The 18,611-nt window shown below is 61.3% G+C and carries 22 protein-coding genes; 6 read left to right on the top strand and 16 right to left on the bottom strand.

Annotated elements, in window-relative coordinates:
* Positions 1-17: 17 nt before the first annotated feature.
* Positions 18-1,811 (bottom strand): putative bifunctional diguanylate cyclase/phosphodiesterase, encoded by a 1,794-nt coding sequence (locus tag ACZ9BX_RS09305; protein ID WP_476217348.1) that lies wholly within the window; start codon positions 1,809-1,811, stop codon positions 18-20.
* Positions 1,812-2,241: 430 nt separating this feature from the next.
* Between ACZ9BX_RS09305 and ACZ9BX_RS09300 the strand changes: the two genes are divergently transcribed.
* Together ACZ9BX_RS09300 and ACZ9BX_RS09295 are read left to right on the top strand one after the other, a co-directional pair.
* The gene (locus ACZ9BX_RS09300; RefSeq protein ID WP_476217347.1) at positions 2,242-2,574 is read left to right on the top strand and encodes a hypothetical protein; all 333 of its coding nucleotides are present in this window, start codon (positions 2,242-2,244) and stop codon (positions 2,572-2,574) included.
* A 125-nt stretch (positions 2,575-2,699) separates the two neighbouring features.
* Positions 2,700-3,215: a superoxide dismutase family protein gene (locus ACZ9BX_RS09295; RefSeq protein WP_476217345.1), complete on the top strand. Its 516-nt coding sequence runs from the start codon at positions 2,700-2,702 to the stop codon at positions 3,213-3,215.
* 27 nt (positions 3,216-3,242) lie between these two features.
* Here ACZ9BX_RS09295 and ACZ9BX_RS09290 read toward each other — a convergent pair whose 3' ends face one another.
* The 9 genes from ACZ9BX_RS09290 to ACZ9BX_RS09250 form a co-directional block, all read right to left on the bottom strand.
* Positions 3,243-3,818, bottom strand: a complete 576-nt coding sequence (locus ACZ9BX_RS09290) for a hypothetical protein (RefSeq protein WP_476217343.1) — start codon at positions 3,816-3,818, stop codon at positions 3,243-3,245.
* 60 nt (positions 3,819-3,878) lie between these two features.
* Positions 3,879-4,775, bottom strand: a complete 897-nt coding sequence (locus ACZ9BX_RS09285; protein ID WP_476219944.1) for a mechanosensitive ion channel family protein — start codon at positions 4,773-4,775, stop codon at positions 3,879-3,881.
* 32 nt (positions 4,776-4,807) lie between these two features.
* Positions 4,808-5,338 (bottom strand): tyrosine phosphatase family protein, encoded by a 531-nt coding sequence (locus ACZ9BX_RS09280; RefSeq protein WP_476217342.1) that lies wholly within the window; start codon positions 5,336-5,338, stop codon positions 4,808-4,810.
* Positions 5,335-5,910 (bottom strand): HD domain-containing protein, encoded by a 576-nt coding sequence (locus tag ACZ9BX_RS09275; protein WP_476219942.1) that lies wholly within the window; start codon positions 5,908-5,910, stop codon positions 5,335-5,337. The genes ACZ9BX_RS09280 and ACZ9BX_RS09275 overlap by 4 nt, the downstream gene beginning before the upstream one ends.
* Before the next feature lie 26 nt (positions 5,911-5,936).
* Entirely contained in the window at positions 5,937-6,776 is an 840-nt protein-coding gene (gene ygfZ, locus ACZ9BX_RS09270; RefSeq protein WP_476217340.1) for a CAF17-like 4Fe-4S cluster assembly/insertion protein YgfZ, read from the bottom strand.
* A 78-nt stretch (positions 6,777-6,854) separates the two neighbouring features.
* Entirely contained in the window at positions 6,855-7,604 is a 750-nt protein-coding gene (locus ACZ9BX_RS09265) for a hypothetical protein (protein WP_476217338.1), read from the bottom strand.
* A gap of 11 nt (positions 7,605-7,615) precedes the next feature.
* Positions 7,616-7,873, bottom strand: a complete 258-nt coding sequence (locus ACZ9BX_RS09260; protein ID WP_027507415.1) for a hypothetical protein — start codon at positions 7,871-7,873, stop codon at positions 7,616-7,618.
* Between the two features lie 100 nt (positions 7,874-7,973).
* Entirely contained in the window at positions 7,974-8,429 is a 456-nt protein-coding gene (locus ACZ9BX_RS09255) for a TIGR02301 family protein (protein ID WP_476217336.1), read from the bottom strand.
* A 36-nt stretch (positions 8,430-8,465) separates the two neighbouring features.
* Positions 8,466-8,882, bottom strand: coding sequence for an NUDIX hydrolase (locus tag ACZ9BX_RS09250; protein WP_476217334.1), 417 nt, complete (start codon positions 8,880-8,882; stop codon positions 8,466-8,468).
* Between the two features lie 81 nt (positions 8,883-8,963).
* Between ACZ9BX_RS09250 and ACZ9BX_RS09245 the strand changes: the two genes are divergently transcribed.
* From ACZ9BX_RS09245 to ACZ9BX_RS09235, 3 genes are read left to right on the top strand one after another with little or no spacing between them, the layout of a single operon-like run.
* Positions 8,964-9,284: a YnfA family protein gene (locus tag ACZ9BX_RS09245; RefSeq protein WP_132567779.1), complete on the top strand. Its 321-nt coding sequence runs from the start codon at positions 8,964-8,966 to the stop codon at positions 9,282-9,284.
* Between the two features lie 31 nt (positions 9,285-9,315).
* Positions 9,316-10,077: an SOS response-associated peptidase gene (locus tag ACZ9BX_RS09240; RefSeq protein WP_476217332.1), complete on the top strand. Its 762-nt coding sequence runs from the start codon at positions 9,316-9,318 to the stop codon at positions 10,075-10,077.
* A gap of 34 nt (positions 10,078-10,111) precedes the next feature.
* Positions 10,112-10,735, top strand: coding sequence for a LysE/ArgO family amino acid transporter (locus tag ACZ9BX_RS09235; protein ID WP_476217330.1), 624 nt, complete (start codon positions 10,112-10,114; stop codon positions 10,733-10,735).
* Here ACZ9BX_RS09235 and ACZ9BX_RS09230 read toward each other — a convergent pair.
* The 5 genes from ACZ9BX_RS09230 to ACZ9BX_RS09210 form a co-directional block, all read right to left on the bottom strand.
* Positions 10,732-10,875, bottom strand: coding sequence for a hypothetical protein (locus ACZ9BX_RS09230; RefSeq protein ID WP_476217328.1), 144 nt, complete (start codon positions 10,873-10,875; stop codon positions 10,732-10,734). The two genes, ACZ9BX_RS09235 and ACZ9BX_RS09230, sit on opposite strands and share 4 nt — an antisense overlap.
* A 158-nt stretch (positions 10,876-11,033) precedes the next feature.
* Positions 11,034-11,879, bottom strand: a complete 846-nt coding sequence (pssA, locus tag ACZ9BX_RS09225) for a CDP-diacylglycerol--serine O-phosphatidyltransferase (protein WP_476217326.1) — start codon at positions 11,877-11,879, stop codon at positions 11,034-11,036.
* Between the two features lie 17 nt (positions 11,880-11,896).
* The gene (locus tag ACZ9BX_RS09220; RefSeq protein WP_476217324.1) at positions 11,897-12,658 is read right to left on the bottom strand and encodes a phosphatidylserine decarboxylase; all 762 of its coding nucleotides are present in this window, start codon (positions 12,656-12,658) and stop codon (positions 11,897-11,899) included.
* 77 nt (positions 12,659-12,735) lie between these two features.
* Positions 12,736-14,613 (bottom strand): ABCB family ABC transporter ATP-binding protein/permease, encoded by a 1,878-nt coding sequence (locus ACZ9BX_RS09215; RefSeq protein WP_476217322.1) that lies wholly within the window; start codon positions 14,611-14,613, stop codon positions 12,736-12,738.
* 212 nt (positions 14,614-14,825) lie between these two features.
* Entirely contained in the window at positions 14,826-16,817 is a 1,992-nt protein-coding gene (locus ACZ9BX_RS09210) for a LysM peptidoglycan-binding domain-containing protein (RefSeq protein ID WP_476217320.1), read from the bottom strand.
* Between the two features lie 155 nt (positions 16,818-16,972).
* On the opposite strand from ACZ9BX_RS09210, the gene ACZ9BX_RS09205 reads away from it, so the two are divergent.
* Entirely contained in the window at positions 16,973-17,596 is a 624-nt protein-coding gene (locus ACZ9BX_RS09205; protein WP_476217318.1) for an LOG family protein, read from the top strand.
* A 10-nt stretch (positions 17,597-17,606) separates the two neighbouring features.
* Here ACZ9BX_RS09205 and rarD read toward each other — a convergent pair whose 3' ends face one another.
* On the bottom strand, positions 17,607-18,521 hold the full coding sequence (gene rarD, locus ACZ9BX_RS09200; protein WP_476217316.1) for an EamA family transporter RarD: 915 nt from the start codon (positions 18,519-18,521) through the stop codon (positions 17,607-17,609).
* Positions 18,522-18,611: the final 90 nt, after the last annotated feature.

Genomic DNA, 18,611 nt, shown 5'->3' with positions numbered 1-18,611 from the left:
GAGTCGCAATGAAGCACTCAGCTCGCCTTCGCCATGGATCCGGAGCGTGATGCCGAAAGCAGGCGAGCGACATCAGGTGCCGGCGCCGGCGGGCTGATGTAGTAGCCCTGAATCTCGTCGCATTCCTCGCTTTCGAGCAGGCTCTTCTGCTCGGCCGTCTCGACGCCCTCGACCGTGACGCGCATGCCGAGCGCATCTCCGAGCAGGATGATCGCGTGCATGATCGCGTAGGCTTCCTTGTTTTCGGCTATGCCGCTGACGAAGGACTTGTCGATCTTGATTTTGTCGAAGGGAAAGCTGCTGAGGTAGCTCAGCGACGAATAGCCGGTGCCGAAATCGTCCATGGAAATCCGGGTGCCGCGCTCTTTCAGGGCATGGAGGATCGGCAGCGTATCGTCGAGATTTTCCATCAGCACGCTTTCGGTAATCTCCAGTTCCAGCCGCGCCGGCGATATCGCCGCCTCCGCGACTGCCTCATCGACATCGGCCAGCAGATCGCTGCTGGTGAACTGGATCGCCGAGACGTTGACGGCGATCTTGATGTCTTCCGGCCAGCACGATGCTTCGCTGCACGCTTTTTTCAGGACCCAGCGCCCGATATCGACGACAAGGCCGACCTCCTCGGCGAGCGGAATGAACTCCATCGGCGGCACGCGTCCGCGCGTCGGATGGTTCCAGCGCACGAGCGCTTCGAAGCCGCAGATGCGCTGCTGGCGCAGATCGTAGAGCGGCTGGTAGTGCAACTCGAGTTCGTCGTTCTGCAGCGCTAGGCGAAGGTCGGCTTCGAGCGCGTGACGGGCCTGGATGCGGGAGGCCATCTCGCTGGTGAAGAAGCGCTCGTGTTTGCGCCCGTCCGCCTTGGCCTGCGAGAGCGCGACGCCGGCGTTGCGGAGCAGTACGTCCGTCTCGGCGCCGTCCTCGGGAGCGACTGCGATTCCCATCGAGACGCTGAGTTCGATCTGCTTGTCGCCGCGAAAGAAGGGCCCGGAAAGTTCGCGGCGGATCTGGTCGGCAAGCGCGGTAACATTCCACGGCTGCTGCCTTCCGCGTTGAAGGATCGCGAATTCGTCGGAGCCGAGACGGGCCAGGATGTTCTCGCTGCCAGCCGATGCGCGGATGCGTTCGGCAACCTGGCGGAGGATGGTGTCGCCGGTCGAAACGCCCATCGTATTGTTGATGGATTTAAATCGGTCGAGGTTCAGGTGTACGAGCGCGATCTGCTCGTCTGGCGCACGCGCGGAAAGGGCGGCATCGACCTGCTCGCGAAAACGGATGCGGTTCGGCAGCCCGGTCAGCGGATCGTGATGGGCAAGATGTGCGATCCGCTCGGCTGCCTTTCGTTCTTCGGTGATATCGGAATGGATCGCGATATTGCTGCCGTCCGGCAAGACGGTCACAACACTCAAGATAACGCGGCCGTCGTCCATCAGCCATTCGCGCCGGCGGATTTTACCTTGGCCGGGCGGCGCGGTACGCTCATCTTTGGAGCGGAACGCGGATCGGGCCACCTTCCTCTCCTTTCCGTGGATACTGGTGCTGAGAGCCTGAACAGGAACGCCGGGGACTGCCTGATCGTCGGAGAAACCGAAGATCTGACGGAATCGACCGTTGCAAAGGGTCAGGCGTTGTGCCGAATCGAAGACGCTGAGACCAAGCGGCAGGTTGTCGAGCACGAGGGCGAAAAGGGCCCGCCCGCGGCCATGGCTTCGACAGGTTTCGATGACAAGCGCCATCAGGCGCCGCGCATCGACAGAACCGTCATCATTTACGGCTTGGGCGCATTGCTGCCAAAAGAGCGTTTCAGCATCCATGAGGGTAATATCCTGCATGCAGACCGCTGCAACTCATCGCAGGCCCCATCACCTCAAGTCTGAGCAGGAAGCGCTGCGCTTTGCACCGCGCATGCAAAGGCCTTTCTAAAAATCTTTGAAATAATCGATTTAAACAATGCCGGAAATGACCGGTCCTGCTGCGGCAACCCGTTGCAATCATTATCTGTTAGCCGAATTAACAATCGGTTGCCTGCAAAACATATAGGAAATCGTATATGCCATGCCATGCGCACCCTCTGGATGCAAGGCGGCAAATCTCGTGTAAAGGCTTTGTCAATCTTGGTTACTGAGAAGTTAACAGCTTATTGACCCGACTCGCAAATCAGTTTATCCACCGAGTCAGTTTTGATTATTTCCTATCGTATTGCGTACAGACATCACCGGCAAAAGGCGGTGTACGGAGGTTTGTATGACTCAAGTTTCATCTGGTTCAGAAACATCCTATGCCTATTTGGCAACCCTTTCGCGGCTGGACGCGAATGGCGACGGCGTGTTGAGCCGCGGGGAGCGTGCAGCTGATGAAAAGCCCGGCATTCTCAAGCAGTTCGGCGAAGACGACGCGGAACGCCAGTCGCGCTCCAAGGCTGGCGACAATGTTCTTGCACTCATGATCGGTCTAGGCGACCGCGACGCCGGGACCGTTGCTTCGAATTCTCAGTATGCGGCAGGTCAGGCCGATGATCATGCCTTCGAACTCTACCGCAATACATACGGCCAGTACGACCTCGATATTGCGTCCTGAGCCTGACCTGCGGCAATTGAAGCCGACCCTGGTGGCCGGCTTTTTGTTTGCCTGATCTGCGGCAGGAACACCTTCCTCCATGAGGCGTTGGGAACAATAAGCTCCCAAAAATGGAAGGAATCCCGATGGCAAGGATAGTCACGATTGCGGTATTCGCAGTTGCCGCATTAGCATCGATGGCATTTGCGCAGGATAAGCAGACGGCGGTTGCAAATTTTGTCGGCGAAGACGGCAAGGAGAACGGCCGTGCGACGCTGACGGCTGCGGCCAATGGCGGCGTGCTGATCGAACTCGAAGTCTCTGGACTTCCGTCAAACAGGTGGGTGGGTTTTCACGTCCACGAAGTCGGCAAATGCGACGCGGCCACCCATCATGAATCGGCTGGCAAGCACTTCAATCCGACGCAAGCTGAGCACGGCATGCTGACCGCCAAGGGTCCGCACGCCGGTGATATGCCGAACCAGTATGTCGGCCAGGATGGCGTCCTGCGCGCGCAGGTCTTTGACGGCATGGTGTCGCTCGATGATAAGAAGGACGGCATTCGCGGCCGCGCGCTGATGATCCATGCGAATTCGGACGATTATCGCAGCCAGCCGGCGGGCGATGCGGGCGCAAGGCTCGCTTGCGGTGTTGTCGAATGAACGTGAGGGCGGCTGAGACCGCCTTTTTCAACTGTAATAGAAACGCTCGGCGTACCAGTCCGTCGAAGCCATAGGCTTTTCCTGCGCAACCCAGCGGGCGATATCGCTCTCCTCCAGCAAATCCGCCGTTATCTGGTCCTCGAGGCCGACGAAGATCAGATTGGTATTTTCCCGAAGACGCGGATTATCCGCACGGCCCATCCGGCTGTCGTTGGCACTGTGAAGCAGGTCCATCCGCACATAAAAGAACTCCGGCTGGTAGCTCATCTCGCTTGCCTCATTGAAGGCATGCGCAACGTCGATGACAGACTTCGCCGGACCGCCATACGCCGTAATCGCCTCGTTAAGGCCGAAAGTTGCCCCGTAGAGACCGGCGGAGCGGACGGGAATCATGGTGATTTCGCCGTTCGTCAGATCGATCTGCTGGCCGGAAAAGCCGGCGGTTTGGCCGTCGGACGCCCCGCGGAAGAAATAGGAAAAGCGGCCGCGCGTCAGATAGATCGCCTGCCAGCGGAAACGGGCATAGTCCTCCGACCGCCCGGTAAGACCCTTCAGGGTTTCCAGGCACTGCAGAAACGTATCGCGGTAGTTCGGCAGCGGCATCGGTCAGTCTCCTTGGGAAGTTAACCGATGGCGAGTCAAAACGTTCCGTGCGCCAGTGGCCTACCGGCTTTTCCGTTCTCGCATTTTTGGCTCGTCTGCTGTCATTTCGGCATCGGCGGCCGCCGGTCCGGGTGGCGCTTCAGCGCCGGATGGAGGAATGAGATGCCCGGCCTGATCGATGGCAAGCTTGGCGCGCTTGATCATGTCGCGGCTCACGCCCCACCAGTCTCCGGTCTTGGCCCAATAGCGCAGGGTGAGACCGATCGTGGCGCCGCTCATGCTGTCGATGAAGACGGCCGGTGCTGGCGTTTTCAGCACGCGCGGATCGGCTTTGGTAAAGCCGAGCAATCGCTCCATGGCCACATCGGCATCGTCTTCGTAGGCAAGGCTTATCTTCAACTCGTTCTGGCGCGTCGGTTCCCGGCTGTAATTGGTGATCGGCGTGTTCCAGAGGATCGAATTCGGCGCGAGGCGATAGAGCCCATCACCCGTCTTGAACTCCGTGGCAAAGAGACCGATCTCGCGCACCGTGCCTGAGACGCTGCTCGTCTCGATATACTCGCCAACCCGGAAGGGGCGCAGGATGAGCAGCATGATGCCCGCCGCGATATTCTGCAGCGTGCCCTGCAGCGCCAGTCCGATCGCCAGGCCCGCAGCACCAAGAGCGGCGATGATCGACGCAGTCTGAACGCCGAACTGGGCAAGAACCGTGACGAAAACGAGGATCAGCAATGCATAGCGCAACACATTTGTGAAGAAACGCACCAACGTTTCGTCGATGCCGCGCACCCGCGACATGCCTTCATAGGCCCAACGGCTCACGAAACGCGCCATGAGCCAGCCGCCGATCAGAAGGATGATCGCCCCGAGGATCGAGAATGAGTATTGCACGGCGAGCGCGCTTGCTTCGTTGAGTGCCGTTCGGGTAGCCGCGATGACGTCGGTTGCCTGCTCCATGCCAAGGCTAGATGGGGCAGGCGGCAGAAGCGTCAACCGGCGAATTCCGCGGCGACCGGTAGCACGAAAGGCGCATTGCCGTCGGTATCCGCACCACGTCCGATGGCCCGGACGGCCTCCACCAGACGGCCCTTTCTCTGAAGCAGCACATCGCCGATTTCGACGATGCGCGCATTGGGCGTCGCATAGGGCGAGGCGCTGCGCAGGCGCTTTGCCAGCGTAATCTCGTCCTGGTCCGGCGCAAGCGAAAGCGCTGCGATCAGGGCGGCGGCGGGGGAGCGCGAAACCCCCATCCAGCAATGGATGAGCAAAGGCGAGCGTTGATCCCAGGCAGCGGCGAAGTCGATCAGCTGGCGCACATGCGCCTCCTCGGGCGCAACCAAGTTTCCCGTTCCCTTGAAGGCGATGTCGTTCATGTGCAGCAGCAGATGACGGTCGGCAGCAATCACGCCCGGACGGTGAAAGGCCTGTTCCTTCGCCATCAGGCTGATCATTTCCCGCGCCCCGTAGCGCACCGCCATTTCGGCGATCCGCGAAAGCGGTGAAACGACGATCCTTGTCATGGTTTCGCGCGCCTACGCATCGTTTCGATCGCTTCGAAGCGTTCACAGAACAGCCGCTGCGCCTCCAGCGCCGGAAGCGGCTCGATCAACAGCATGTCCTTGCTGACGCCACGCGGCTGGCCGAAGAATTTCTGCGCTTCGACCGGCGTGAAACCGGCAAGGCAGGTCGCCTCGAAATAGGCGGCGATCGTATCGGCCTTCTTGATCTTGTCCTTGAGTTCCCGCGAAGGATGCGGCGGCAGGCCAAAGCGCAGGTGAACCGCCGACTCGAGCCGCTTCTCCACGACCTTGTAGCCGCCGCCGACCACCGCCTTGAAAGGCGAGATCATATCGCCGATCACATATTCCGGGGCATCGTGCAGCAGCGCCATCATGCAGTCGTCCGGCGTCGCATCGTTGAACCGCCGGAAGATGTCCTCGACGACGAGGCAGTGCTGGGCGACGGAAAAGGCGTGGTTCCCGGAGGTCTGGCCGTTCCAGCGCGCGACACGTGCCAGACCATGGGCGATATCACTGAGTTCGACATCAAGCGGCGAGGGATCGAGCAGATCGAGGCGCCGGCCGGAAAGCATGCGTTGCCATGCACGCGGCTCCTTGCTCACGCGCTCGCCTCGTCGGTGCTGGCAGGGAAGGTGAGGCCGGACCAGGGCGGCAGCGTCAGCGAAACTGTTGTCTCTCCCGCCAAGAGCGGAGTGCCACTTGCGATCGCTTCGCCAACGCGATCGATGCGGACGATCGCAAGTCCATTACTGCCGGCGACCGTGCCCAAAGTGCCGACCGGCTTTCCGGTCGCGGTGATTTCGGTCCCTGTTGCCGGAAGATCAGCATCCGCGCTGACCGATACGACACGCCGCCGCGCGGTGCCGCGATGCTGCATGCGGGAAACCACTTCCTGACCGACATAGCATCCCTTCCTGAAGGAAAGCCCGCCGTTCAGATCCAGCAGCACGTCATGCGGAAACGCGTCCTGCAGGGCGAAATCCGCACCGGAAATCGCAACGCCGTGCGCAGCGCGCAACGCATCGTAAAGTGCGGCATCCGCCGCGCCGTGCTTGCCGCCGCGGCGCAGAAGCACCACCCCGGCCTTCGCAAAGCGGCTGTCGGCCACGCCTTCAGCGGTATCTTCGTCCCAAGAGACGGTAACGCCAGGCTCTTCGACTACCTCAAGTGTCACAGCGGCACGCAGCTTGTACATGGTAAGCCGCTTCACGAGCGCTTCCCGCTGCCCGGCGTCCGTCTCGATGACGAAATCGGTGCCGTCGCGCCAGATCATGAAGTCGAACAGGATCTTTCCCTGCGGCGTCAGCAGTGCACCCGGCCGCGCTTCGCTCGCGGAAAGCGAGATGATGTCGGTCGTAATGAGATTGTGCAGGAAGGATTCGGCGTCGGTGCCGCAGACGCGGATAAGCGCGCGATCGTTCAGAAAGACGGCTGGCATGGCGAAACCTGTGCGTTCGTTATCGCTCAGAAGTAGGTCTTCCGTGCGCCTGCTGCAAGCGGGATTGAAAGGTTGAAGTCAGTCGCCGGCCGTAAAGAACTTCCATTTGCCGGCAGGCGTGATGCCGAGACGATAGAAGTTGTAGCCTCCGAATTCCTGCATGTCAGAAAGATCGCCCGCGGTGACGATGCGCAGCAGTTCCACCCGCTCCGGCGGCGTCAGCGTCTTGAGGTCCTTCTCGGCGAAATAAGGCCAGACATACATCTCGTCCGGCGTGCCTGCGCCGACATGCACGAGGCCGGTCGAGATCACGTCGAGCATGATAGCAAGGATCTCGTCGCCGTCTGGATCGCCCGAAAGGTCTTTCAGCGTGCCGATCGGGTCGTCCGTCGGCTCGCCCACTGTCACCTGGGTCTGCTCGGCACCAGTGCCGAAGAGCGGTCGCAGGCGTTCCAGATCGCCGGACGCGGCGGCTTCCACGATCTGCTCGCGCATGCGGCGTACGGGTTCCGGCACCTTGCTGATGTCGTAGATCACTTCGACCGGCTTCGAATCGTCGCTGGCGCCGGGTGTCGTGTCCGCGCTTTGGCTGCTGTCCTTGTTGACGAGGGGATCCGGCATCGGCACGCCGGGGGACGTGGAAGGCGGTGTCTGGGACTGCTCGGGGTTTTCCTGATCGGCCGCCTGCGGATCGGCTTGGCCCGGAATCTTCTGCAGTTCAGAAAGAGCATTTGCCGAAGGGGCCGCCAGAATGCCGGCGCTGAAACAAACAGCGAGCAGGAGCGGCGCGATCGAAGGCCGCGATACGGTGTCCTTACCGGTACGCATGGGACTCTCTATTATTGCAGGGTGCGGTTCGGAGAAAATTCGCCACCCAACATACGTTCACGCAACGAATCAAGCAGTGCCTCTGCGCCCTTTTCGCCATGGCGGCGGATCGTTTCGCGCAGCGCTTGAACGATTGCCGTATCGGCAATGATCTCTGGCTCGATACCATCAGCCATACCGTCGGCCCAGGCTTCGTTGTGGTACTCCAGAGCCGCCTGCATCTTTTCGTGGACGATCATATCGTCGATGTCATTGAGGCTTGGTTCCATCATTTCTTCCTCAAATTGCATGCCTTACTGCCTGGTTAACAAGTCTATCAGCCTTTTCCCAAAACGACACGCGCGCGAGTGAAAACAGGTTAATTAAACGCTAATTTCCAAAGCGCGAGGTAATTTCTGTGGCGAGTGTTGCACCTTCGTTACGGTAGCGCTCTTCTGCCACGATGGCCGATGGAGTGCAATCGGTGTAGACCGAAGCAAAAGCGCGGTAGCCGTGGTTGAACGCCGCCGTCAGCTTTTCCTTCCGCTGCGGTTCGTCGTTCGTCTCCGAATCCAGCAGCCTTTGCATGTCGCTTCGCCATTCACTGCCGCCCGGCGCCTTGCAGAGCGTGCGCAGGTAATGAACCGACCCGATCACTTCCGCCAGCCGCAAAAGCTTGTCGTCATAAGGCACGATGGCGGGCGCTGCAGGTATGGTTTCGGGCTCCACCGGCGGTGCCTTGTCCTGCGCCCATGCCACAGCCGCCATAGCCGAACCGGCGCACACAACGAGAGACAAGAAAACGCGTCGAACGGGAATCATGCTGATAGTTGATACCCTCGCCATGACCGGAACAAGGCGGGCTGATGACTATCCACGCCGTTATTGTCGCGTGGAGAGCCGTTCGGCGCATTCAAGTACCGACTGGGGCACCGGCAAGCGGCGGATTTCTTCGACGGTGTACCACCCGAGAGCGGCTGCGTCGTCCGAAGCTTCGGCGATCGCTTTCCCGTCAGCCTCTACGGTGAAAACCGAAAGGAGAAAATGGCTGCTGACGCTGCCGTCGACGGCATGGGCCTTCAAGTCGTAGGCCGCAAAGAGCTGCGGATTATAGGCGCGGATGCCGGTCTCCTCCTCGAATTCGCGCAGCGCGGTCTGGTCCGGTGTCTCGCCATCTTCCGCCCGGCCGCCGGGAAAGGCATACATATCAGCAGACGGCGGGTTGCGGCGGAGTACGAGAAGGAAGCGGCCGTCGCGCTCAAGGATCGCCGAAGACGCTGCTCTTGGATTTGAAGTCATGATCTGCCGTCTCTACACTCAGCCGGGGATTTCCGTATTCTCGTTTTGAATATTCAATCGCTGATTCGAAGGGAAGGGTGTCTGACCTACATCATCTACGCGTTTGCGGCCCTTTTCGAGATCGCCGGTTGCTTCGCCTTCTGGGCATGGCTCCGGATAGGCAAGCCGGTCTGGTGGCTCGCGCCAGGCATGGTTTCGCTTGCGCTTTTCGCCTGGCTTCTGACGCTGGTGCCGAGCGAGGCGGCCGGCCGCACCTTTGCAGCCTATGGCGGCATTTATATCGTCGCGTCACTTTTCTGGCTGTGGCTTGCGGAAAATCGCGTTCCGGACCGCTGGGATATCGGCGGCGCGGCCGTCTGCCTTGCAGGGGCGGCAATCATCCTCTTCGGGCCGCGGCCTTGACCGCTGCAAAACAGGGTGCAAAGACAACGTCATGTGCGGACGCTATGCCTTGACGCTGACCCCCGAGGAGTTGAAGGAGATACTTGGGCTTCTGGAGCTCGAGGACTTTCCCGCGCGCTACAATATTGCGCCGACACAGCCGATCCTCGTCGTCGTTTCCGGCGAAACGCAGGTGAGGGGCAGCAATCTTCCGGATCGTCGCGCCGTGCTGGTGCGTTGGGGCTTCACGCCATCCTGGGTGAAGGATCCCAAGGAATTTCCGCTGCTCATCAATGCGCGGGCCGAAACCGCGATCGGCAAGGCATCCTTCCGTGCCGCGATGCGCCATCGCCGCGTGCTCGTCCCGGCCTCCGGCTTTTACGAATGGCACCGTCCCTCGAAGGAAAGCGGCGAGAAACCGCAGGCCTATTGGATCAGGCCCCGCCGCGGCGGCGTGGTCGCCCTCGCCGGCCTGATGGAAACCTGGTCGTCCGCGGACGGCTCGGAAGTCGATACGGGCGCGATCCTGACCACAGCCGCCAACGCGTCCATTGCATCGATCCACGACCGCATGCCGGTCGTCATCAAGCCGGAGGATTTCGCTCGCTGGCTCGACTGCAAAACGCAGGAGCCGCGGGAGGTCGCTGACTTGATGCAGCCCGCAGAAGAGGACTTCTTCGAAGCGATCCCCGTCTCTGACAAGGTCAATAAGGTCATCAATATGGGGGCCGATCTGCAAACGCCCGTCGTTGTCGAGAAGCCGGCGAAACCTCCCGGCAAGAAACCTGGCGGCGACCAGCTCAGCTTCTTCTGAAACCTCACGTCATTCAGCATTTTCCGGATAACAAATGTTCTCGATCTCGGCTGCCGTCTCGGGCTTCTTCCTCGGCGCATCCCTCATCATTGCGATCGGTGCACAGAATGCTTTCGTGCTCCGCCAGGGACTGCTGCGCTCGCATGTCTTCGTCATCTGCCTGATCTGCGCTCTGTCAGATGCGCTGCTGATCGCAGCCGGGGTCGCCGGCCTCGGAACCCTGATCTCGCATTCGCCGGCGCTGATTTCCGTCGTGACGCTCGGCGGCGCAATCTTTCTCGGCGTCTATGCCGTCATGGCCTTCCGCCGCTCGCTGCATCCCGGCGTCATGAAGGCGGGAGCACCAGACGGATTGAGCCTGAAGGCCGCCGTTGCCACCTGCCTGGCCTTCACTTTCCTCAATCCGCATGTCTATCTGGATACGGTCGTCCTGCTCGGCAGCCTTTCGGCCGCCTACCAGGGTTCGGATCGAATCGCCTACGGGGCAGGGGCTGCCGTCGGGTCATTCCTCTGGTTTTTCGGGCTGGGATATGGCGCGCGTCTGCTGCAGCCGGTCTTCGCAAAACCCGCCGCGTGGCGGGTCCTCGATGTCATCATCGGTATCGTCATGAGCCTGCTGGCAATCAGCCTGCTCGTTCGCTTCTTCCGTCCGGCTTAGGCGACTTTCTTGACGATGGGCTGCTTGCTCTTCAGCATCAGGGCGGCGGCCAGTACGGCCTTGAGGCCGACCGGGCGGTAATGTGTACTCAGATCCGGTTTTGCCGCTTGTTCCGCCTGATCCGTCTTATTCGAACTCACGATACTCTCCTTACGTTTCCCTAGACTTTTTATTATTTTGCTCTTTTGTCGCCAAAGACGACAAAATAGAGGCATGGCTTGTCAGGAATTGTGTACGCCAATCACATCGCGCGAGGCGAAGCCCCGCGCTCGGTGCTACGTATCGGAGGAGCATGAAATCAGATGTGGCGGCCGATATCGTCGTCGCCGTCGCCCGGCTCTTCGATCGTGAGCGTGCCGTACTTCAGCCGCCACTTACGTGCCCCAAAGGGCAGCGACAGAAGGTAGACGATGACGGTGAACACCATCACTTCCCAGGTGAAGCTCATCAGCAGGGCGACATAAAGCACGACGCCGAGCATCAGCGGCAGCACCAGGTCGCGCCGCAGGCGGCTGCCTTCCGACTTGCCAGACCAGACGGGCAGGCGGCTGATGAGCAGGAAGGCGATCAGGACCGTATAGGCCGAAGAGATATAGGCGAAGGTGCGGTCCTCGGTGAGGCCGAGGAATCCGAGATAGACGGGCAGGAGCACCAGCATGGCCCCGGCAGGCGCGGGCACGCCGACGAAATATTCGGATTGCCAGGGCGCGCGGCTTTCCCGTTCCGCCATGACGTTGAAACGGGCAAGGCGGAGGCCGGCGGCGATCGCATAGATCAGCGCGGCGATCCAGCCGATGGAGCGCGCGCTGTCGAGCGCAAAGACATAGACGACAAGCGCCGGCGCGACCCCGAAATTGACGATGTCGGCGAGAGAATCCATCTGTGCGCCGAACTTGGAGGTTGCTTTCATCAGGCGGGCGATGCGCCCGTCGATGCCGTCGAGAAAGGCGGCCAGCAGCACCATGATCACCGCCAGCTCGTAGCGGCCTTCGAAAGCGAGGCGGATGCCGGTCAGGCCCGCGCAGATCGCCAGGATCGTGATGAGATTGGGAACGACGAGCCGCAGCGGAATTTCGCGGAGCCGCGGACCGCGCGCCGAATCGTTCGGGCCGTTCGGTTCGAAGGGTGGAAAAGGCGTCTCCATAGCGCGCTCCATTCGTTCTAGCCGCGGCGGCTGATGACCGGCCCTTTGGGGGAGCCGAATTCAGCAAGCACCGTTTCGCCTGCAATTGCCGTCTGGCCGAGCGATACACGCGCCGCCGCGCCGGCAGGAAGGAATACGTCGAGTCTGGAGCCGAAGCGGATAAGGCCGAAACGCTCGCCGGCATCCAGCGGCTCGTTGTTATTAGCCCAGCACAGAATACGGCGGGCGACGAGGCCAGCGATCTGCACGACGCCGATCCGGCCGTGGACGGTCTCGATCACCAGGCCATTGCGCTCGTTGTCCTCGCTCGCCTTGTCGAGCTCGGCATTCACGAAGCTGCCCGACCGGTAGTTGATGCTGACGACGCGGCCGCGCACCGGCGAGCGGTTCACATGGCAGTTGAAGACGTTCATGAACACGGAGATCCGCAGCATCGGCTCGCTGCCGAGATCGAGTTCGGCGGGTGGCGTGACCATCTGGATCGAGGAAACCTTGCCGTCGGCCGGCGAGATCACCAGATCGTCATCCTGCGGCGTCATGCGCTCGGGATCGCGGAAGAAGTAAGCGCACCAAAGCGTCAGGACGAGACCGATCCAGAAGAGTGGCTCGAATATCCAGCCGAGGATCAGCGAGGCTACGAAGAACGCGGCGACGAATACATAGCCTTCCTTGTGCACCGGAACGATGGTGTTTCGAACGGTATTGAGCAAGCTCATCGACGCTGGTCTCCTCGCGCTTTTTCGTTCCCGCTGGTTATAGAAAAAGTCCTGCGGGAGCAATGCCGTGCCGCTTCCGCTCAACCTTATGGCATGGTTCTAAACAGCAAAACGGCAAAGCGGTCGTTTGGTTCGAACGCTCAGCTTGCCGGCGCGAGACGGGCAACGATGCCCAGGTCGTCGCTTTCGCGTACCTGTTTCAGATGTTCCTCCGCCTGCGTCGCTTCGCGCTGGCGGTTCCACATCGAGGCGTAGAGGCCGTCCTTCTCGAGCAGCGCCACATGCGTGCCGCGCTCGGCGATCTCGCCGCTCTTGAGCACGATGATCTCGTCGGCGCCGATGACGGTCGACAGGCGGTGAGCGATGACGAGCGTCGTGCGGTTTTTCGAAACGACGTCGAGGGCCGTCTGGATCTCCCGTTCCGTCGTCGTGTCGAGCGCCGAAGTCGCCTCGTCGAGGATCAGGATCGGCGGCGCCTTCAGGATCGTTCGGGCGATGGCGACGCGCTGCTTCTCGCCGCCCGAAAGCTTCAATCCGCGTTCGCCGACCTTGGTTTCGAAGCCTTCCGGCAGCAGTTCGATGAAATGCGCGATCTGGGCAATTTCCGCAGCCGCCTTCACCTCCGCATCGCTGGCGGACGGGCGGCCGTAGCGGATATTGTAGGCGACGGTATCGTTGAAGAGCACGGTATCCTGCGGCACCATGCCGATCGCCGAGCGAAGGCTTTTCTGCGTGACACGGCGGATATCCTGGCCGTCGACGGTGATCGCCCCGCTCTGGATGTCGTAGAAACGGTAGAGCAGGCGCGAAAGCGTCGATTTGCCGGCGCCCGACGGGCCGACAACCGCGACCGTCTTGCCGGCCGGAACCTCGAAGGATATCCCCTTGAGGATCGGCCGCGCCGGATCGTAGGAGAAATGCACGTCCTTGAAGCTGATCGCGCCCTGGCCGATCTTGAGCGGTGCAGCGTTGGGCGCATCGGTTACTTCGGGCGTCACGTCGAGCAGGTCGAACATCTGTTCGATATCAGTAAGGCCCTGGCGGATTTCGCGGTAGACGAAGCCGATGAAGTTGAGCGGCACGGAAAGCTGCAACAGCATGGAATTAACGAAAACGAAGTCGCCGATGGTCTGTTCGCCGCGCTGGACGGCAAAGGCCGAAAGCAAGAGCATGACCGTCGTGCCGATGCCGAAGATGACGCCTTGGCCGAAGTTCAGCCAGCCGAGTGAAGTCCAGACATCGGTCGCCGCCTTCTCGTAGCTTTCCATCGACCTGTCGAAGCGTCTAGCCTCCATCTCCTCGTTGCCGAAATATTTGACGGTCTCGAAGTTGAGGAGGGAATCGATCGCCTTGGTGTTGGCGTCGGTATCGCTGTCGTTCATCGCCCGGCGGATGGCGATGCGCCAGTCGGACGCGCGGATCGTGAACCAGATATAGGCCCAGACTGTGAAGGCCGTCACCGCGAGATAGGAGAAGCCGTAGCCCCACCAGAAGATCGCGGCCGTCAGCAGAAATTCGATGACGGTCGGAACCGAGTTCAGGATCGTGAAGCGAACGATCGTCTCGATGCCCTTGGTGCCGCGCTCGATGATGCGCGACAGCCCGCCGGTCTTGCGCTCCAGATGAAAGCGCAGCGAGAGTTCGTGGATATGCACGAACGTCCGGTAGGCGAGTTGGCGCACCGCATATTGCCCGACGCTGGCAAAGAGCGCGTCGCGCAGCTGATTGAGGCCAAGCTGAATCAGACGGGTGAGGTTATAGGCGATCACCAGCACCGTCGCGCCGACGAGGAGCGGCGGCAGCGTACCGGCGAGATCCACGCGGCCATTCAGGGCGTCGGTCGACCATTTGAAGAAATAGGGAACGAGCAGGAGCACGAACTTGGAGACGAGCAAGTAGACCGTCGCCCAGACAACGCGCATCTTCAGGTCCGTCCGGCCGGAAGGCCACATGTAGGGCCAAAGATTGAAGAGCGTCCGCAGCAGGTTGGATTCCGAAACCGTCTTGCCGTTTGCCATGCCCATCTCCAGCCCGGTCGGGCCCGGCCGCGAATGCGGCGTTTCGATACGGCAAAAGTGCAAAAGGCGGAGATGCCCGATTGAGCCTCCGCAGACAGGATCGCCGTCTCCGCCACATAGGGTGCGCGGCGTGCGAATGCAACATGTGAAAAGCCGGGGAGGACAAAGGCCGGGCGCGATACCGGCCCGGCCTTTCCATCATTTGGTTCGGCTTAGAGATGCCCACCGGAAAGGCGCTTGCGATGAAGCTCTTCGGCGTTCGGCAGCGCTTCCTTCGGCAGGCCGAAGATCTGGCCGGGCAGAATGCGGTCCGGATTGTTGATCTGGGGTTCATTCGCCATGTAGATCGTCGTGTAACGCACGCCGAGGCCATAGACGCGGCGCGAAATCTGCCACAGCGTATCGCCGCGGCGGATGATGACGGCGGTGTTGTCCGCCGTCAGCGGCGCCTGCTCGATCGTCTTTGGCTGGCTTGGGTCGGCGGCTGCTTCGTTTGAAGCCGGTGCGCCGGCTGCCTTTGGTGCTGGCATGGCCGTAAGACCGTCGATCGTCGTCCCAAGCTTGCCGAGAGCATCGCCTACGGACTTTGCATCCTTCGGCAGCGCCTGGAGCATGGCGAGCGCGCTGGAGGCCGACTGGGAGGCCGTGCCCGCCGTCTGTTTGAGGGCAGGCGTTGCTTCTGCTGCCGGACGGAAGTCGGCGATCGAGCGGAGCGCGAATTCGGTTGCCGAACGCGCTGCTGCAAGCTGCTCGGCGCCGGGAAGCTTGCCGTCGGCAAAAAGGCCCTTCAGCAGTCCAAACGCCTTGCCCGCATCGGCCCTCAGCTTGCCGAGTTCGCCTTCATCGAGCGGAACCATCGCGGCACCGGCGTCGTTTGCGGGCGCGTTTCCGGGCTGTGCCGCAACGGTGACCTGGTCGCCTGCCGGGCGGGTGAAGTTGACGGAAGCGCGAATGACCACCTTGCCGCTGCCGTCGACGACATCGACGCGAATCTTGTGGTCGCCGACCGGAAGCTCCATGACGCCGTCGATGACGAAATGGCCGTCGCCACCTGCTGTTGCCTTGCCGATCAGGGCGTCGTCCGCATAGGCGATCACGTTGGCGTTCGGCTTGGCGGTGCCGGCGACGAAGATCTTCTTGCCTTCGATTTCAACCGCATTGACCATCACCTCGGCGGGCGCCGAAGGTGCGCCTGCCTGTGGCGCGGATGGAACTGCCGGTGCGGTATTGGCGATCTCAGGCGAGCCGGCCGGCAGGCCGGGCTGAGCGGAAGCCTGGTCGCCGCCTGCTGGGGGCTGAGCAGCCGGCGTGCCGGCCGTCGGCGCCGTGATGATGCGGCTCGCCGCGCCCGGCTTGGAAACCATGGCAAGAAGTTCGGCTCCGCTGCCATCCTTCGGAACGGACACGGTTGCGACTTCTTCCGAGGTCTGGCTCTTGCCGTCCTGGCCGGTCGCCTTGAGCACGAGCTGATGGTCGCCGGGCGGCAGCGGGTTGTCGAGGACGGCTGCAAAATCGCCGGTCGGGCCGACATTCGTCGTGGTGACAACCTTGTCGCCATCCATCACTTCGAGCTTGCTGTTCGGCGTGGCCGAACCGGCGATGACGGTGGATCCGTCCGGCTCTACGCGCAGGACGTCGAAAGCGGGCAGCTTCGATCCGGCATTCGCATCATTTGCCGGTGCCGCGGGCTGGCTTGCGCGGGACAGTTCGGCTTCGGCCTTGGAGATGGCGGCAAGCGCGTCGGCGATGTTTTCTGGCAGGGCCTGGACGATTGCCAGCGCCTTTGCCGCGCCGTCCTTGGCTTTTGAGGCGGTGGCCGCAGTCGCCGCATCGGTCCCTTCGGGGATCGCGAAGTCAGCGAGCGCCCTCAGCGAGCCTGCCGCCTTTGTCTTGGCGGCATCGAATGCTTCGGCCGTCGGACCCTTGCCGTCCGCAAAGAGCGCCTTAAGTTGCGTGAGAGACTGACCTGCGTCGGCGGAAAGACGGCCGACCTTCTCAGTCGTAGCCGCCGCGTCGGCAGCCGTGTTCCGCGCGGTCTTGCCGGCTTCTTCAACGGTGTTCTTGACCTCGGAGCCTGCTTGATTGATGGCATCGCCAACTTTTGCCGCGTCTTCGCCGATCCGGGGCATGACCACGAAGACCATCAGAAGGATTGCAACTGCAAGCACTGCGAAAGCCAGCAAGCCGGCACGATTTCTCATCATTTACTCTCCCCAGCCGGCAAATGTGCCGTAGTACTAAAAATTGCTAGCGATTCCCGTTGCTTTTCACAAGCATTCAAAGCAATGACGCAGGCTCGAAGCGCAGCTTTTCTGTCATTTTTCTTGACTGCGCAGGCATGGAATAGTTGTTTTCCCATATGAGCGATCAATCTCATTCAATTCAGTCCATCTGTGTCTACTGCGGGTCGAGGCCCGGGCGGGATACAGCATACATGGCCGCCGGGCGCGCGCTCGGCAAAGAAATCGCCGAATACGGTCTGCGGCTCGTCTATGGCGGCGGCACCAAAGGCATCATGGGTGCTGTTGCGAGCGGCGTGCTTTCCAATGGGGGGCAGGTGACCGGCATCATCCCCGAATTCCTGATCGACATGGAGGCGACGCGCCATTCCCTCGGCCAGCTCAACGAGCTCATTGTAACGCCGGACATGCATGCGCGCAAACACCTGATGTTCGAGCGCTCCGACGCCTTCGTGGCGCTGCCGGGCGGGATCGGCACGCTGGAGGAAATCGTCGAGATCATGACCTGGGCGCAGCTTGCCCGTCACGAGAAGCCGATGGTCTTCGCAAACATCAAGGGCTTCTGGGACCCGATGATGGAACTGATGAAGCACATGACTGACGAGGGCTTCGTGCACACGGCGCACCGCGTGCAGCCGCTCGTGATCGACGACATCTCCAGCATCATTCCCGCCATCATGGCGCAGGCAGCCGAACTTGCTGCCGACCGTGAGGGCGAGGATGCTGTGATTTCGAAGATGTGAAGCGAGGCGCTCAGCGCCCGCGCGTCGCGTTCAGCATCGACCAAGTGTAAAGCACGAGGCCTGCCCAGATGAGCGGGAAGGCGATCATGCGCGCTGTATCAAGCGGTTCGTGGAAGACGAAGATCGCGATCAGGAAGATCATCGTCGGCGCGATGTACTGCATGATGCCGATCGTCGAGAGCTTCAGAAGCTTTGCGCCGTTGGCGTAGATCATCAGCGGCGCCGCGGTAACGATTCCGCAGCCGAAAAGCAGGGCCGTATCACTAAAGCTTGTTTGAACGAAGTGGCCCTGTCCGCTGAAGAACTCCAGATAGACGATGTAGAGGATGGCTGGAACGCTGAGGATCAGCACTTCGAGCAGGAAGCCCTGGTTGGGGCCAAGCGGCAGTGTCTTGCGGAAGAAGGCATAGAAAGCCCAGCTGAAGGCGAGCGTCAGGGCCACCCACGGAAGCCCGCCGCCGTCGACGGCGAGAACGACAACGGCAACTGCCGCCAGCCCGATGGCGACGATCTGGACTGGGCGCAGTTTCTCCTTGAGCAGCACCGCGCCCATGAAGATGCTGATCAGCGGATTGATGAAATAACCCATGGCGGCATCGAGCGAATGCCCGGCGCCGATCGCCCAGACATAGGTGCCCCAGTTGACGGTGATGAGCGCCGCCGTCAGCGCCGCCATGGCAAGCATGCGCGGCGAGCGCAGCGCGTCACGGATGTCCTGCGTGCGGCCGAGCGCGAGCAGCACGAGCCCGGCAATCGGAACGGACCAGAGAACGCGATGCGCGATCACCTCCGCCGGGGAAATATGCGCCAGCGCCTTCATGTAGATCGGCAGGAACCCCCACAGAAGATAGGCCGCCAGCGCAAACGCGAAACCCCGCGCGCTATCTTCGTTCTTGACGGCAGCAGGGCTCGCTTCGGCAGACATCGGGTGTTTCCATCTTTGTTCTTCTTCTGATCTCGATTAGCGTAAGTGCCGTGAATAGACCAATTCATTTCGGTGAATGGATTGTCAGCG

The organism is Rhizobium sp. USDA 3886 (genome assembly GCF_056279785.1).
The sequence above is the reverse complement of the archived record's forward strand: the minus strand, read 5'-3'. Positions and strand labels throughout refer to the sequence as shown.